Source organism: Moryella indoligenes (assembly GCF_030812885.1).
In the GTDB taxonomy this organism is placed as follows: Bacteria; Bacillota; Clostridia; order Lachnospirales; family Lachnospiraceae; genus Moryella; species Moryella indoligenes.
This window is the reverse complement of the sequence record NZ_JAUSTO010000012.1, coordinates 19,038-35,471: the sequence shown is the minus strand read 5'-3', so window position 1 is coordinate 35,471 and position 16,434 is coordinate 19,038. Positions and strand designations below refer to the sequence as shown.

Here is a 16,434-nt window from a genome sequence, read left to right as displayed (position 1 = left end):
CGCAAAGAGCTTCCCGCTTTTTATGATGCAGTGAAAAAGGAGAGAGCGATGTTAAACAAGAAGACAGTGGACGATCTGAAGGAGCTGAAGGGCAGAAAAGTGCTGGTGCGCTGTGATTTTAATGTACCAATTCAGGATGGTGTGATTCAGAGCTATAACCGCATTGATGGCGCACTTCCGACCATTAAGAAGCTGCTGGAGCAGGGAGCTAGAGTGATACTCTGCTCCCATCTCGGAAAACCGAAGGGAGAACCGCTTCCAGAACTGAGCCTGAAGCCGGTTGCGCCCGCACTCAGCGAGCGCCTCGGTAGGGAGGTGAAATTTGTCTCTGATCCGCGCGTCACGGGAGAGGAGACACAGAAGCTCGCTGCAGAGCTGAAGGACGGCGAGGTTCTGCTGCTTGAGAACACCCGTTACCGCATAGAAGAGACAAAGTATGGAAAGGATGAGGCTGCAGAGAGCTACGCAAAGGAGCTCGCAGCGCTGTGCGACAACGGCATCTTTGTGGATGATGCCTTTGGAACCGCCCACAGATCTCATTGCTCCAATGTCGGCGTGACGAAGTACTGTACAGAGTCCGTAGTAGGCTATCTCATGGAAAAGGAGATTCGTTTCCTCGGGCAGGCGGTGGAGAATCCGGTTCGCCCCTTCGTTGCGATTCTGGGGGGCGCGAAGGTCTCTGACAAGCTGAATGTCATCAATAATCTTCTGGACAAGGTGGACACATTGATTATTGGCGGTGGCATGGCTTACACCTTCCGCAAGGCACAGGGACATCTGATCGGAAGATCGCTCTGTGAGGACGATAAGCTCCAGTACACGCTCGATATGGTTGCAAAGGCAAAGGAGAAGGGCGTGAAGCTTCTGCTTCCTGTCGATAATGTAATTGCAAAGGAGTTCAAAAACGACACAGAGCGCAAGGCGGTTTCTGAGATTCCGGATGACTGGGAGGGGCTGGATATCGGCCCGAAGAGCGTGGAGCTCTTCAAGGATGCGCTGAAGGGAGCAAAGACCGTGGTCTGGAATGGTCCCATGGGCGTATTTGAATTTGAAAACTTTGCAGTCGGAACGCTGGAGATATGCAAAGCAGTTGCGGAGCTTCCGGACGCTACGACTGTGGTCGGCGGCGGCGACTCCGTGAGTGCGGTGAAGCGTCTCGGCTTTGCGGACAAGATGACCCATATTTCTACCGGCGGCGGTGCCTCTCTGGAATTCCTTGAGGGCAAGGAGCTTCCGGGCGTAGCTGCGGCAGACAATCGTGACTGAGAGGAGCAGAGGCATGAGCAGAAGAAAAATTATTGCTGGGAACTGGAAGATGAACAAGACACCGTCTGAGGCGATAGAGCTGGTGAAGACGCTCGCCCCGCTGGTTGAGAACCCGGAGGTGGATGTTGTCTACTGTGTTCCGGCGATTGACATTATCCCCGTGAGGGAGGCGCTGAAGGGAAGCGCTGTACATCTCGGCGCGGAGAATGTTTATTTTGAGGAAAAGGGTGCTTTCACAGGAGAAATATCCCCGGAGATGCTGAAGGATGCAGGTGTTGAGTACGTGATTATAGGTCACTCTGAGCGGAGACAGTATTTTGCGGAGACAGATCAGATCATCAATAAAAAGCTCTTAAAGCTTCTGGAACACGGCTTTAAGCCTATTGTGTGCTGTGGAGAGAGTCTGGAGCAGAGAGAGGCCGGTATCACGATGGATTGGATCAATATGCAGATCAAGATCGCATTTTCCGGCGTGAGTGCGGAGCAGGCGAAGGGCGTGGTCATTGCATACGAGCCGATCTGGGCCATTGGGACCGGAAAGACTGCGACGACCGCTCAGGCGGAAGAAATCTGCGGCGGCATCCGTCGAACCATCGCAGCACTCTATGACGAGGCGACGGCAGAGGCAATCCGCATTCAGTATGGCGGCTCCATGAACGCAGGCAACTGCAGGGAGCTGCTCGCACAGCCGGATATTGACGGTGGTCTGATCGGCGGTGCGGCTCTGAAGCCGGATTTTGGAACAATCGTGAATTATAAGAACGCTTAAGTAAAACATGAAGTGAAAAAAGCAGCGACAGGGCAGAGGATTTTTCCTCTGCCCTGCTGCTGCTTTCGCTCTGCCCAGCGGCGTATGCTTCCAATCATAAATCCCGCCGGACGTGGTTTCAGCGTTTAGTTCTCGCGCATATTTGCCGCGATGGAATCTGCGAGATTGTCCATCTCATCCACCTGAGACTCCTTCAAGGAGGAGGCAAGAGAGAGGCGCTCGTTCAGTATGGTCATGCACTTCATCTGCTCGTCAAGGAACTGATACATGAGATCTCCGGACTTTACGGCCCAGGAGCCGTTCTCTACGATGGCAAAGGTGCGGTTCTGAAGGTTCAGCGCCTTCATGTCATTTAAGAAGTTCAGCATTACCGGATAGATGCCGAGGTTGTAGGTCACAGAGGCCAGAACAATGTGGCTCACGCGGAAGGCCTCGCCGATCAGATAGGACACGTGGGTTTTGCTGACGTCGTAGACCGCGATGTCTGTGATGCCGCGCTCACAGAGCTTCGCCGCGAGCGCCTGGGCAGCCGCCTCGGTGTTGCCGTACATGGAGGCATAGACGATCATGACGGACTTGGACTCCGGCTCATAGCTGCTCCAGTGCTGATACTTGTCGAGAATGTAGTCGATATTGCTTCTCCATACCGGGCCGTGCAGTGGGCAGATAAACTTGATCTGGTCGAGGAGCGGAGCTGCCTTGCCGATGAGCTTTTGTACGTGCGGGCCATACTTCCCGACGATATTTGTGTAGTAGCGGCGTGCCTCGTCGATCCAGTCGCGGTCGAAATTCACTTCATCGTTGAAGAGCTTTCCATTGAGAGAGATGAAGGAGCCGAAGGCATCTGCGGAGAAGAGCGCGCCGTTTGTGGTATCAAGGGTGATCATCGCCTCCGGCCAGTGGACCATGGGAGCAGTCACGAAGGCCACTGTGTGCCGGCCGAAGCAGGCAGTATCGCCGTCGGTGACCTGGATCTGCTCATGACTGTCAATGTCAAAGCCGAACTGGTGCATGAGCATGAAGGACTTCTCAGTGCTGATAATCTTGCACTTCGGATAGCGGATCAGAACCTCCTCGATAGATGCACCATGATCCGGTTCCATGTGGTTGATGACGAGAACATCGAGCTCGCGTCCCTGAAGAAGAAAGCGAACGTTTTCGAGAAGCTGACGGCAGGCGGACCAGTCAACGGTGTCGAAGAGGACGCTCTGCTCATCGAGAAGCAGATAAGAGTTGTAGCTCACACCTCTCGGAATCGGGTGGATATTTTCAAACAGTGTCAGGCGATTGTCGTTGGCGCCGACCCAGAACAGATCATCTGTAATTTTTCTTACGCAATGCATACGGTTCCTCCTTTATGCGTGTAAATGGGTTATGTATTCAGACCTCTACGAAATTTTCCTTTGGTTCCGCGCACTCCGGGCATACCCAGTCCTCAGGCAGCTTGTCAAAGGTGGTTCCGGGCGCGATATCTGCGGAGGGATCGCCGAGCATCGGATTGTACTCGTAGCCGCAGCCGTCGCAGACGTGGAGCTTGTATGCAGGACGCTCCTTTTTCGGGGTGGCTCTGCGAATCTTCTTCATTGCGGGAGCTTCCTTTTTCTTGCCGGTATCGAGTGCGGCGGTAAGCAGCGGAAGCACCTCATTTACATCGCCGACGATGCCGTAGTCGCAGTTTTTGAAGATCGGTGCATTTGCATTTTTATTGATTGCAACAATGGTAGACGCGTCGCGAAGTCCCTTCAGATGCTGGATTGCGCCGGAGATGCCGCAGGCGATATAGAGATTGCCCAGGAACTTCTGACCCGACATACCCACATAGCGATCCAGCGGTACATAGTGGAGCTTCTCTGCGACCGGTCTGGAAGAACCGATGGCTGCGCCGGCTGCCTTTGCAAGATTTTCGATGAGTTTCATATTGCTCTTGTCGCCGATACCCTGACCTGCGCTGACGACGCGCTCAGCCTTGGTGATCGGAGTGTCGATCGGGATGCCGACAGTGAAGTCGTAGCCATCCTGCTTCAGATTCTCGACGAGGCCTGCGACGCGCTCCTCTGCACTGCCTTCCTTGAAGAGGATCTTCTTGCGCGGTCCGGTGACATCCTTCGGCTTGGAGGAAAGAGGAAGTACGATGTTCTGCTTCGGCTCTTTGCCGAGTATGTGAGAAGCTATGACGACGCGCTGGATCTCATTGGTTCCCTCATAGATGGTTGTGATCTTTGCATCGCGGTAGAAACGCTCCACGTCCATGCCCTTCAGGTAGCCATTTCCGCCGTAGATCTGAAGTGCCTCATTGGTCACCTCCACTGCAGTGTCGGAGGCGTACTGCTTTGCCATGGCAGCTTCCATACCATAAGGCTCATGCGCCTCCTTCATATCGGCTGCGCTGTACACGAGGAAGCGGGAACAGCGGATCTTTGTCGCCATATCCGCGATCTTGAAGGAGATGGCCTGCTGGAAAGCGATTGGCTTGTTGAACTGGACACGCTCCTTCGCGTACTCTACGGCACTCTCAAAGGCGCCCTGGGAGATACCAAGAGCCTGGGATGCTATGCCGATACGGCCTCCGTCCAGTGTTGCCATAGCGATCTTAAAGCCCTGCCCTTCTCTGCCGAGGAGATTCTCCTTCGGAACCTTGACATCATTGAAGAGAAGCTGGGCAGTTGCGGAGGAGCGGATTCCGAGCTTGTCGTAGTGATCTCCGAACTCAAAGCCCTCCATGCCCCGCTCTACAATAAAGGCGCTGATACCCTTTGTGCCGATGCCCGGTGTTGTGACTGCAAATACGACATAGACGTCTGCTTGCCCGCCGTTTGTGATAAAGATTTTTTCACCGTTCAGAAGGTAGTAGTCGCCTTTCAGCTCTGCTACGGTCTCGGTCCCGCCTGCATCGGAGCCGGCGTTTGGCTCAGTTAATCCAAAGGCCGCAATTTTTTCACCCTTTGCGCATGGAACGAGATATTTTTGCTTCTGTTCTTCTGTGCCGAACGCAAAGATTGGCCAGGAGCCGAGAGAGGTATGTGCGGAGAGGATTACGCCGACGCCCCCATCCACGCGGGACAGCTCCTCGACTGCGATTGCATAGCTCAGGACATCCAGTCCCGCGCCGCCGTACTCCTTCGGATAGGGAAGCCCCATCCATCCGTGCTCCCCCATCTTTTTGACAACCTCTGTGGGGAATTCGTTGTTCTGATCCCATTGAAATGCGTAGGGCTTGACTTCGGCCTCCGCAAACTGGCGGATCTCTGCACGAAGCGCCTCATGGGCTTCAGTTGTTTTAAATAACATAGTTCGCCTCCTTTATATTTAGATAAATTATATGATGTCATTTCATTGTTGTGCCGGAATTCTCCGGAAGATCATCTCCGAAGAGCAGGGTCTGAAGAGAATTGCGCTTCAGTTCCGTATTGAAGACGCGCTCAATACGGGATAGCTGAATGTGCATGCGGCAGATGCGCTTGTCCCGCTCACGCCACTCGCACTGGTAGTTTGCTGCCGTACAGGCACTGATATGACGGCCCGGATCGATGATTTTCAGCAGATCGTACAGTGTGATCTGACTGAGATCGGCAGTGAGCCGCACACCGCCTCCTACACCTCTGGTAGCCTGAATCAGTTTGGCATCGGCAAGCTTTCTTATAATCTTATAGGCAAATTTGTGCGGAACCATCTCCCGTTCGCAGAGCTCCTTCATGACGTGCAGATTTCCGTCTGAAAGGTCTCGCAAAATGCGGAGCGCATAGTCGACTTCTCTGGTGATCAGCAGATATATCCCCTCTTTTCTGAAAAAAATGAGAGAAAAGGTGTTTTTCTCCTGTTTCTTATGCATGTATTATAGTATTGTTGACTATGAAAGTCAACAATTACTAAAACTTTAACAATCTTTTCGGCCTGTATCCGGGAAAGACTCAGGAAAAAAGAATGAAAATGAAACTCTTTCTCAAATTCCTTGACAAATTGCAGTGACAGGAATAATATTGAAAACAGTTTTCAATTTCGCGAGTTGAAATCATCATGTGAGCGCGCAGGAACGCGTAATCAAATTTTACAGCGCCGGAAGTACTGGGGTTAAGAACAGGAAAGCTTTCAAAAGGGTGATAAGGAGCAGAGAGTTATGAAGAAAAATATTGCGGCTATTATGACGGCATCTGTGCTGGCTGTGTCTGCGCTTGCGGGCTGCGGAAGCAGTGCAAAGAGTGCGGCAACGACCACTGCGGCTGAAACTGCGGCAAAGGCTGAGGAGAGCAGAAAACTCAGTATTGTTACGACGATCTATCCAGAGTATGATTGGGTGAAGGAGATTCTTGGCTCCAATGCGGAGCATGCGGAGCTGACGATGCTGCTGGATAACGGCGTGGATCTTCACAGCTATCAGCCGACTGCGGAAGATATCATGAAAATTGCAGACAGCGATCTCTTCATCTATGTCGGCGGCGAGTCTGACGGCTGGGTTGAAGATGCGCTGAAGGAAGCGACCAATGAAGATATGAAGGTGATTAATCTCCTTGAGACGCTTGGCGAGAATGTCAAGGAGGAGGAGATGGTTGAAGGTATGCAGGAGGGCGAGCATCACCACGACCACGGTGAGGAGCATGACCATGAGGACGGGGATCACGACCATGAGCATGAGGGTGCCGAGGCAGAGCACGACCACGAGGACGGGGATCACGACCATGAGCATGAGGGTGCCGAGGCAGAGCACGACCACGAGGACGGGGATCACGACCATGAGCATGAGAGCGCCGAGGCAGAGCACGACCACGAGCATGGGGAGGCGGAGCACGAGCATCATCATGACCACGGTGATGAGCCGGAGTATGATGAGCATGTATGGCTCTCTGTGAGGAATGCAAAGGTTCTCTGCACCGCAATTGAGGAGGCGCTCGCGGAGCTTGACGCAGAAAACGCAGAGAGTTATGCGGCGAATCTGAAGAGCTACAGTGAGAAGCTGGACAGCCTGGATCAGGAATATCAGGCGGCGGTGGACGGCGCCGCAGTGAAAACTCTGCTCTTTGGAGATCGCTTCCCCTTCCGCTATCTGGTGGACGATTACGGTCTCGACTACTATGCAGCCTTTGTCGGCTGCTCTGCCGAGACAGAGGCGAGTTTTGAGACAATCTCCTTCCTCTCGCAGAAGGTTGATGAGCTTGGTTTGAAGGCCATCATGACGATTGAGGGTCCGGAACACAAGATAGCTGAGACTATCAAGGAGAACACGAAGACAAAGGATCAGCAGATTCTGACCATGGATTCCATGCAGGCTACAGATGCAGAGGATGTTGCTGCCGGGGTCAGCTATCTGTCGATCATGACAGAGAATCTTGAGGTGCTGAAGGCAGCGCTTCAGTAAGAAAGAAAGGCGCAGGGCATGGCTCAAATCAGCTGCAGGGATTTGTCCCTGGGATATGACACAGGTGCGATACTGGAGCATCTGAATTTTGAGGTGAATGCAGGAGATTATCTTTGTATCGTCGGAGAGAACGGCTCCGGAAAGACTACGCTGATGCGGACACTCCTGCATCTCCTGCAACCACTGAAAGGGACGGTGCAGCTTGGAGATGGGCTCATGCCCAATGAAATTGGATATCTGCCGCAGCAGACTGTAGTGCAGAGAGATTTCCCGGCTTCCGTGAGAGAGATTGTTCTCTCCGGCTGTCAGGGGCGTACGGGGCTGCGGCCTTTCTACAGTCGTGCTGAGAAACAGCTTGCAAAGAAAAACTTGGAGCGCATGGGCATTGAGGATCTGGCTGAGCGCTGCTACCGGGAGCTTTCCGGCGGGCAGCAGCAGCGGGTGCTTCTGGCCCGTGCGCTGTGCGCTACTCAGAAGCTGCTTCTTCTGGACGAGCCTGTATCCGGTCTTGACCCGAAGGTGACGGCAGATATGTACAGTCTGATTCAGCGGTTGAATCAGGAGGGGATCACGATTATCATGATCTCTCATGATATCACGGCGGCAGTCCGTTATGCGAGCCACATACTTCATATCGGAAAAAATGTCTTTTTCGGGACTGCGGAGCAGTACCGCAGCAGCAGAATTGGTGAGTGGTTTCTCCGGGAAGAAAGCGTGATGGCGGAAGGACAGAAATGATAGAGAAAATTGTTTTTTATATGCAATATCCCTTTGTGCGCTACGCTATGGCGGTCGGTGTGCTGATTGCACTGAGCTCCTCGCTTCTTGGTGTGACACTTGTGCTGAAGCGTTATTCCTACATCGGAGACGGGCTGTCTCATGTTGCTTTTGGGGCAATGTCTGTTGCAACGGTTCTGAGACTCACAAACCAAATGGTGCTTATACTCCCGGTTACGATACTCTGCGCAGTTCTTCTGCTGCGCACAGGGCAGAATGCCAGGATAAAGGGCGACGCTGCGATTGCAATGCTTTCTGTCGGGGCGCTGGCCTTCGGCTATCTCCTAATGAATGTATTCTCGGCTTCATCCAATCTCTCCGGAGATGTGTGCAGCACGCTCTTTGGTTCCACCTCCATCCTTACGCTGACCAGCCGGGAGGTGAAGCTCTGCGCTGTACTCTCGGTGATCGTGGTGTGTCTTTTTGTGCTCTATTATCAGAAGATTTTTGCGGTAACTTTTGACGAGAGCTTTGCGCGGGCCTCCGGGACCGCGGTTGATGCCTATAACCTCTTGATTGCGGTGACTGTTGCGGTGATTATTGTGCTGGCGATGAATCTCGTCGGTTCCCTTCTGATCTCGGCACTGGTGATCTTTCCTGCGCTCTCGGCAATGCGGATCTTTCATAACTTCAGAAATGTGACTCTTTTCTCTGCTGCGCTCTCCGTGAGCTGCGCCATGCTTGGAATACTGGTGTCGATTCTGGCAGGTACACCGGTTGGCTCTACGATTGTAGCAGCAGATGTCCTGGCCTTCGGGCTGTGCTGCGCCGTATCTGCGCTGAGAAGAGGCCGTGTATAAGAGAGAAGCGAGAGAGTGTAGAAGGCATGAGAGAAAGGACGGAGCGTTGAGACAGATCAATTTGGAGATGGCTGATAGAAGTTCACGGCTGATACGACAGAGAGGCTTAAGGCATACGCGCTGTCTGTTTTTGGTACTTTTGGCCCTTTTGTTCACCGCCTGCGGGAAGAATAGCGGGGCACGTGCGGATGCAAATCACGCAGTCAGTGCTACATCTGGCGTTGCAGATGCACTCGCTGCGGGGATTGAGAAGGAAAACGCTGCAGCACCGGGGACCTCGGGTGTGACTGAACAGGCGGAGGGCATGACAGAGAGCAGTGCCGGAGCTGAATCCGCCGCAGATGCGCCTGTCTCATCCGGTGATGTTCTGCCGGGACACGGCGCCGCCACAGAGAGGAGAATCCCGGGTACGGATGATCTCAAATCAGATGTGGATGTTGACCTGACGATGCTCAGCAGTACCATGGTTTTTTCTGAGGTGTACAATATTATGGTGCTTCCGCAGGACTATATGGGAAAGACCATACGCATGAGGGGGATCACGGCGATCTACACAGACAGCGGGACGGGACAGAAGTATTATTCCTGTATCGTTCAGGACGCGACAGCCTGCTGTGCACAGGGCATAGAATTTCATCTGACAGACGAGAGTCAGTACCCGGCGGAGGGTGAAGAGGTCACAGTGCGTGGCACCTTCGATACCTACGGAGAGAACGGATATCAGTATGCTGTGCTGTCGAATGCAGTGGTGGAGTAAGTACAGACTGTGATGAAATCAAGAAAAATCCGCATCAGGAAGCACTGTGCCTCCTGATGCGGATTTTGAATTGCAAAAGCTCTTTACCACTGCTTTTCGTAGACTGTCTTGCCGCTCTTAATGACGGTGTCGACAAGGTTAATGGTGGTGTGATAAGGCATAAAGCTGATGGACGGGAACTTCAGGAAAATGATATCCGCCTGCTTGCCTGGCTCGATACTGCCGATACGATCCGCACGGTCCACAGCTGCAGCGCCGTTGATGGTAAGGGCAGTGATCACCTCCTCGATGCTCATGTTCATGTAGATGCAGCCGAGAGCCACAATGAGCGGAATGTTGTTGCTGAAGCAGCTGCCCGGATTAAAGTCAGAGGCGAGTGCTACGGCGCAGCCACTGTCAATCATCTTTCTTGCCGGCGCATAGGGCTCCTTTAAACAGAAGGCGGTCAGCGGAAGCAGGGTGCTGATGGTGCTGCTCTCTGCCATCATGCGGATCCCCTCGTCCGATGCCTTCAGGAGATGGTCTGCGGAGAATGCTCCTGCCTTTACGGCCATCTCAGAGCCGCCAAAGTTCGGAGTGATCTCGTCTGCATGGACTTTCAGCTTGAAGCCGAGCTTTTTGGCGCGCTCCAGGTAGTAGGCGGAATCCTCAATATCGAAGACGCCCTTCTCTGTGAAGATATCTGCGAATTCAGCGAGATTCTTCTCCTTTACTTCCGGCATAACCTTCTCGAGCATGAAGTCCAGAAACTCTCTCTCCCTGCCCTTGTACTCCGGGAGCACGCTGTGCGGTCCCAAGAAGGTGGAGACGACGTCGACCGGATGGCTTTCGTTCAGGATTTTCATGGCCTCGAGCATTCTGAGCTCGGTGTCATGATCCATGCCGTAGCCGCTCTTGCCCTCGACTGTGGTGACGCCGAATTCCAGCATGCGGTTCATGCGCTCGCGTCCCAGCTCTACGAACTCCTCAACGCTGGCGTTTCTGGTAGGAACAACCGTTGCGTTGATGCCGCCGCCGCGCTCCATGATGGACATATAGCTGTCGCCCTTTAAGCGCCAGGTAAATTCGTCCGCGCGATAGCCGCCGAAGAGGAAGTGCGTGTGAGAATCAACGAAGCCTGGCATCACAACCTTGCCACTTGCGTCGATCACCTCACATGAGGCCTGATCGACCTTCTGGTCCAGCTCCTCGGTGCTGCCCACAAGGACGATCTTATCATCTTCCATCAGTACGGCTCCGTCTTTCATCATGCCGATGTCGGACATGTCTTTTCCGTGCTTCGGAGCAGTTCCGTGGCAGGTAACAAGCTCGGAAGCGTGGCGAATATAACGTCTTATCATAGTATACTCCTGTCTGTCTTGTCTGTGTCTGATATCCCGAAGGAGGGGGGACAGCTTTCGGCCAGACCCCCCCCTCCTCGGTGCGCTGTGCGCGCACAGGATATTCAGTTGAAATTACTTGCTGATTGCAGCCTTATAGGTCTTCTCAACGAGCGCATCGTCCGCAACAAACGGGATGGTGATGTGGTCGGAATCTGCAAACTGCTTGTTGTATGCAGCGACTGTCTCGATGGAGTGCTCATTTCTTGCCCAGTTACGTCTGGAGACGCCAACCATGGTATCCCACGGAATGGACTCGCGTATGATCTGGTCTGTGAGCTCGCTTCCATCAAGAACCAGGCCGAAGCCGCCGTTGATGGACTTTCCAATGCCTACGCCGCCGCCGTTGTGGAGTGCGATCAGGCTCATGCCTCTCGCAGCATTACCCGCGTAGCACTGCGTAGCCATATCTGCGGTGAACTGCGAACCATCGTAGATATTGGAGGTCTCACGGTAGGGAGAATCGGTGCCGCCGGTGTCGTGGTGATCGCGGCCCAGCATGACCGGTCCGATCTCACCCTTTCTCACCATATCATTGAACTTCAGAGCGATGTCGCGGCGGCCGAGTGCATCCTGATAGAGGATGCGGCACTGTGTGCCAACGACGAGAGCGTTCTTGTCTGCGTCGCGGATCCATACCCAGTTGTCACGATCCTGGAAGCGGCGGTTCGGATCGATAATGTCCATGGCAGCGTGGTCGGTCTTCAGGAGATCCTCATGCTTGCCGGAGAGGCAGCACCAGCGGAACGGGCCATAGCCGTAGTCGAAGAGCATCGGTCCCATGATATCCTCAACATAGGACGGGAAGATGAAGCCCTCGGTGGTATCGTGACCATTCTTGGCAATATCCGGGTTGCCTGCGTCGAAGATGGCCTTCATGAAGGAGTTGCCGTAGTCGAAGAAGTAGGAACCTCTCTTTACCAGCTCCTGAATGAGGTGGAAGTGCTTGGTCAGGGTCTGATCTACAAGCTTGATGAACTGCTCGCGGTCATTTGCCAGCATCTCAGTTCTCTGCTCAAAAGTAAGACCCTGCGGGCAGTAGCCGCCGTCGTACGGAACGTGGCAGGAGGTCTGGTCGGAGAGAAGCTCGATCTTCTCGTTGTGATCAACTGCGTACTGGAGGAGGTCAACGATATTTCCATGGAATGCGATGGACATCGGCTCCTTCTTCTCCATGTACTCATGTGCGATCTCAAATGCCTCAGCCGGACTCTCTGCAACACGGCTCACCCAGCCCTGGCTGTGGCGGGTCTCGATGCGGGAGGCATCGACCTCAGCGACAATACCCACACCGCGCGCGATCTCAATGGCCTTCGGCTGCGCACCGCTCATTCCGCCGAGTCCGGAGGTCACAAAGAGGTGACCGGAGAGGTCGCCCTGCTCCGGAACGCCAAGGTATTTGCGGCCTGCATTCAGGATGGTGTTGAAGGTTCCGTGCACGATGCCCTGCGGTCCGATGTACATCCAGCCACCGGCGGTCATCTGTCCGTAGCTGGAGCAGCCCATAGCGGTGATTCTGGTCCAGTCGCGGAGATTGTCCGCCTCACCGACCAGGAGGCCGTTGGTGATGATGACACGCGGAGCCTGCTTGTGGGAGTGGAAGAGTCCGAGCGGATGACCGGACATGACGACGAGGGTCTGCTCATCGGTCAGAATCTCGAGGTACTTCTTGAGAAGCTGATACTGCATCCAGTTCTGGCAGACAGCGCCGGTCTCGCCGTAGGTGACGAGCTCGTAGGGATAGAGTGCGATCTCATGGCTTAAGTTGTTGTCAATCATAACCTGGAACGCCTTACCCTGTACACAGTTTCCCTTGTACTCGTCAATCGGTCTGCCGTGGATCTCGCCCTTCGGCATAAAGCGATAGCCGTAGATACGGCCGCGGGTCAGAAGCTCTTCCATGAACTCGGGAGCCAGCTGCTCGTGAAGCTCCTCCGGGATATAGCGGAGCGCGTTCTTTAACGCGAGCTTCATCTCATGCTCGGTGAGCTCCAGATCTCTCTTCGGAGCACGGCGGATCAGCGGATTAAAAGTAGGATACTCCGGAAGTACCGGGTCCAGCTTTACCGTCATGCAAGCGCCAATTTCTTTGTTCGTCATCATAGCGGTGCCTTCCTTTCGTAGATGATTCTGTTGATAATTACTTTGTATAAGACCAGTATAACTGCGAGCAGTCAAAAAAACGTCAAATTACCACTCTGTACAGAAGAAGTTTTCGACATTTTTACTGGACGCTTTCATATAAGAAAGAATATAATGGGTGATGTACAGATGGAGGTGCGAATGATGGATGCGATTACGGTGCGACTCTGCGGAAATCCGGAAGTAAAGCGTGGGATGGAAAAACTGTCCTTTCCTTATAAAAAAGCGGAGGGCTTCTTTTATTATCTCTGTGTCAAAAAAAGCGTCACGCGGGAGGAGGTTATCAGTCTGCTCTGGGGTGACGAGGGAGAGAGTGCGGGCAAGAAGAAGCTGAGAGACGCGATCTATCAGGTCCGGCAGGTGCTCGGCCGGGAGGCTCTGCTCACCAGCGGACACACAGGTATCAGTCTGAACCCGGAAAGAAAGATTCATATTGACCTGGATGCACCGGAATCGGAACGGGAGGAAGGCGCTGTCTTTCTGGACCACTTTTTTATCAAAAACTGCTATGAGTTTGAAGAGTGGGCAGAGTCTGTGCGCGCCTCACTTGCAGAGGCCGCAACGCTCGACGCGCAGCGCGGGCTGGAGGCGGCAGCGCGGGAGCATGACATCGCAAAGATGCAGGCCTGTGGAAATATACTTTTGAAAAATGATCCTTATAATGAAAATCTGTACTATGAGATCATGAATCTCTATGCGGGAAATGGAAGCTATCACATGGCGATACGTCTCTATTATGATCTTGTGAAGGTGCTGAAGGAGGATGTCGGCGAGGAGCCCTCGGCGAGAACAAGGGAGCTCTTTCACCGTATTTTTAATATGAAGGAGCGGGTTCCGAGTGTCGGGAACGGCATAGCCGAGGTGGACTATGTAGGACGCGAGCGGGAGCTGTTTCAGGTGAGCGGTATATTGGCACAGGAGAACGGTGATCGCATGAACTTTATCGCGGTTGAGGGGGAAGAGGGCGTCGGAAAAAGTCGCTTTCTGGATTGCTGTCGCAGAATTTCCGCCGGAACCAAGATGATTTCGCTTGTGGCGGTGTGCTATCGACAGGGCGCAGAGTTTTTCCTGAGTCCGTGGAACGATATTTTTCAGGATGTCCGGCAGCTGGCTGAAGAAGGGGCGCTGTCCGGTATGATACCTGAAGGTATGCGAAACCTTCCCGGACTCTCCGGCGCGCTCTCGGCAGACGGGGAGAGCGGGCATATGCGCTACCAGCTAATTGAGCAGAGCATGCTGGATCTTTTTCGAAGGATCAGTGAGAAACATAGAATTCTGCTGGCCTTTGATGAGATTCAGTGGATGGATCAGGTGAGCTTTCAGCTTCTGGTGCGGCTCGTTCGAAGCATCTCTCCGGATCGTCTGAAGGTGATCTGCACCTATCAGGGGAGCTATGAGGCGGCAGTTATGCATCAGCTGGAGGTGCTGGTCCGAGAGGATCGTATCCGCTTCATAGCTTTGCAGCCCTTTTCCCAGGAGGAGACAGAAAAGATATTGCTTCGCGCGCTTCCGGAGATGGAGAGCCGGCCGGAGGAGCGTCAGGAGATTTATGAGCTGACAGAGGGGAATGCATTTTTCCTAAAGGAGATGATCGCCATTATCCGGGAGAAGGGCTTTACGCTTGAGAAGACGCCGAAAATCAACCTGGTTATCAGTTCCCGTCTCTCCGGAATCACGGATCAGGAGCGGGAAGTGCTTGGATGCATGGCGATCTTCCCGGAAAAGATCAGCATAGAGGAGCTGGAGCTTCTGCTGAATGGTGTGGATCGTCTGCAGCTTATCCGTGCGCTGGATCGACTGCAGAGAGGAAATCTGGTACAGGAGGTGCTGGTCGGCTGGGAGGTGTACTATAAATTTGTGCACCGCATTTTCCAGGAATATATCTATGAGCATCAGAGCGCAGGAAAAACACAGCTGTATCATAAAATGCTGGCGAATTACTATGAGCAGCGCTATGGGGACAATTTTGCAGAGCTTCCGGTGATTGCCTATCACTATGGCAGAGCGCACAATGAGGTGCGGGCTTTTCAGTATCAGATACGCTACCTGCAGGAATTTTATACAATTATTAACGAGAATTTTCCTATTATTCACAGTGACGTATCGGATCTGGGCGACAGCTTTGCAGTTATGGCGGAGGCGGAGAAAATGCTGGGGCTTGCGAAGCAGGTGATACAGCTTCAGGACAATTCCCGCGAGGTCAATGAAATGAAGATGCAGATGCACTACATTATGGGGCGTCACGATATTGCGGCGGGAGAGTATGATTCCGGCATCGCGAATATAGAGCGCAGTATGGTGATAGCGAGGCGTCTGAATGCGCGCAAGACCTTGCTGGCCTGCTACAGACAGCATATCTTTCATGGCATCCAGACCAATGCGGTGGAGAAGGTAGATCAGTATGTCTCCATGGGACTTGGAATCATTGGAGAGGAGGAGCGGGACGAGTACGCGACCTTCTTAAGGCTTCGCGGCTGGTATCTGATCCGGCGCCAGGAATACGCTATGGCAAAGGAGATACTTGGCAAAGCGATCTCAATATTCCGATTGCTTTCAGAGCGGGAGGGGGGAGAGGAAAAGTACAAGGCGAGTATCGCGGCCTGCTACTCCTATATAGGGGACATCTATCGCTGGCAGGAGCGGTATGAGCAGGCGCTGCAATACTACAATGAGGCAGTGCATATTGGACAGGGGCCGGTGGCGACCAATGGGATGGCACAGATCTATTCAAATATCGGACAGGTGAAGTATCTGCAGGGACGCTATACGGAGAGCCATATCTATCTTGATAAGGCGAGAGAGAGTCTTGAACGGAATGGCTATCGCTGGGGTCTGGAGCGCACGGAGGTCTATCTTGCATTGGTGTCTCTTGCGGACGGGCACCGCGATGCTGCGCGTATTCACTATGAGAAGGCGAAGATTATTTCAGAAAAGATAGGGAATCCTCTGACGGAGCAGCTGCTTCGGGAGACTGAGACGCAGCTGGGGATATAATGCAGAACAGCTGTCCGGGGATGTCTGCGAACTACGGAGACGGGAGAGCAGGCTTGTTTGTCTGAGACGAAAAAATACAAAGAACTCTGGACTGATAGTGTGATAATGTGGTAGAATGCTATCAGGTTAAAGTGATGAAATAATACCTTAAAATCACAAAAAAAATTTACTAAAATCACCATAAAATATAAAGAAAGTAT

12 protein-coding genes are annotated in these 16,434 nt (G+C 53.1%); 7 read left to right on the top strand and 5 right to left on the bottom strand.

The window, feature by feature from the left end; translation table 11 throughout:
- Positions 1–48 precede the first annotated feature (48 nt).
- Both J2S20_RS09090 and tpiA read left to right on the top strand, forming a co-directional pair.
- The gene (locus tag J2S20_RS09090) at positions 49–1,266 is read left to right on the top strand and encodes a phosphoglycerate kinase (protein WP_307255099.1); all 1,218 of its coding nucleotides are present in this window, start codon (positions 49–51) and stop codon (positions 1,264–1,266) included.
- A gap of 13 nt (positions 1,267–1,279) precedes the next feature.
- Entirely contained in the window at positions 1,280–2,035 is a 756-nt protein-coding gene (tpiA, locus tag J2S20_RS09085) for a triose-phosphate isomerase (RefSeq protein ID WP_106611412.1), read from the top strand.
- 125 nt (positions 2,036–2,160) lie between these two features.
- On the opposite strand, the gene J2S20_RS09080 is transcribed toward tpiA, so the two are convergent.
- The 3 genes from J2S20_RS09080 to J2S20_RS09070 are packed head-to-tail and all read right to left on the bottom strand — an operon-like array spanning position 2,161 to position 5,864.
- Entirely contained in the window at positions 2,161–3,378 is a 1,218-nt protein-coding gene (locus J2S20_RS09080) for an FprA family A-type flavoprotein (protein WP_307255096.1), read from the bottom strand.
- A 37-nt stretch (positions 3,379–3,415) separates the two neighbouring features.
- Entirely contained in the window at positions 3,416–5,323 is a 1,908-nt protein-coding gene (locus J2S20_RS09075; protein WP_106611414.1) for an acyl-CoA dehydrogenase family protein, read from the bottom strand.
- 37 nt (positions 5,324–5,360) lie between these two features.
- Positions 5,361–5,864, bottom strand: a complete 504-nt coding sequence (locus J2S20_RS09070) for an RrF2 family transcriptional regulator (RefSeq protein ID WP_106611415.1) — start codon at positions 5,862–5,864, stop codon at positions 5,361–5,363.
- Between the two features lie 285 nt (positions 5,865–6,149).
- Here J2S20_RS09070 and J2S20_RS09065 point away from each other — a divergent pair, with 285 nt between their 5' ends.
- The 4 genes from J2S20_RS09065 to J2S20_RS09050 all read left to right on the top strand — a co-directional run bounded on the left by J2S20_RS09065 (position 6,150) and on the right by J2S20_RS09050 (position 9,719).
- Positions 6,150–7,385: a metal ABC transporter substrate-binding protein gene (locus J2S20_RS09065; protein ID WP_151154466.1), complete on the top strand. Its 1,236-nt coding sequence runs from the start codon at positions 6,150–6,152 to the stop codon at positions 7,383–7,385.
- A gap of 18 nt (positions 7,386–7,403) precedes the next feature.
- Entirely contained in the window at positions 7,404–8,123 is a 720-nt protein-coding gene (locus J2S20_RS09060; protein WP_106611417.1) for a metal ABC transporter ATP-binding protein, read from the top strand.
- Positions 8,120–8,962: a metal ABC transporter permease gene (locus J2S20_RS09055; RefSeq protein WP_106611418.1), complete on the top strand. Its 843-nt coding sequence runs from the start codon at positions 8,120–8,122 to the stop codon at positions 8,960–8,962. The genes J2S20_RS09060 and J2S20_RS09055 overlap by 4 nt, the downstream gene beginning before the upstream one ends.
- A gap of 67 nt (positions 8,963–9,029) precedes the next feature.
- Positions 9,030–9,719: a hypothetical protein gene (locus J2S20_RS09050; RefSeq protein ID WP_242934035.1), complete on the top strand. Its 690-nt coding sequence runs from the start codon at positions 9,030–9,032 to the stop codon at positions 9,717–9,719.
- Between the two features lie 83 nt (positions 9,720–9,802).
- On the opposite strand, the gene hutI is transcribed toward J2S20_RS09050, so the two are convergent.
- Both hutI and J2S20_RS09040 read right to left on the bottom strand, forming a co-directional pair.
- The gene (gene hutI, locus J2S20_RS09045; RefSeq protein ID WP_106611420.1) at positions 9,803–11,059 is read right to left on the bottom strand and encodes an imidazolonepropionase; all 1,257 of its coding nucleotides are present in this window, start codon (positions 11,057–11,059) and stop codon (positions 9,803–9,805) included.
- Between the two features lie 114 nt (positions 11,060–11,173).
- Complete coding sequence (locus J2S20_RS09040; RefSeq protein WP_106611736.1) at positions 11,174–13,198, bottom strand: urocanate hydratase; 2,025 nt, start codon at positions 13,196–13,198, stop codon at positions 11,174–11,176.
- A 156-nt stretch (positions 13,199–13,354) separates the two neighbouring features.
- On the opposite strand from J2S20_RS09040, the gene J2S20_RS09035 reads away from it, so the two are divergent.
- Positions 13,355–16,234 carry an AAA family ATPase gene (locus tag J2S20_RS09035; RefSeq protein WP_211292136.1) on the top strand — a complete coding sequence of 960 codons (2,880 nt, stop codon included), beginning with the start codon at positions 13,355–13,357 and terminating at the stop codon, positions 16,232–16,234.
- Positions 16,235–16,434: the final 200 nt, after the last annotated feature.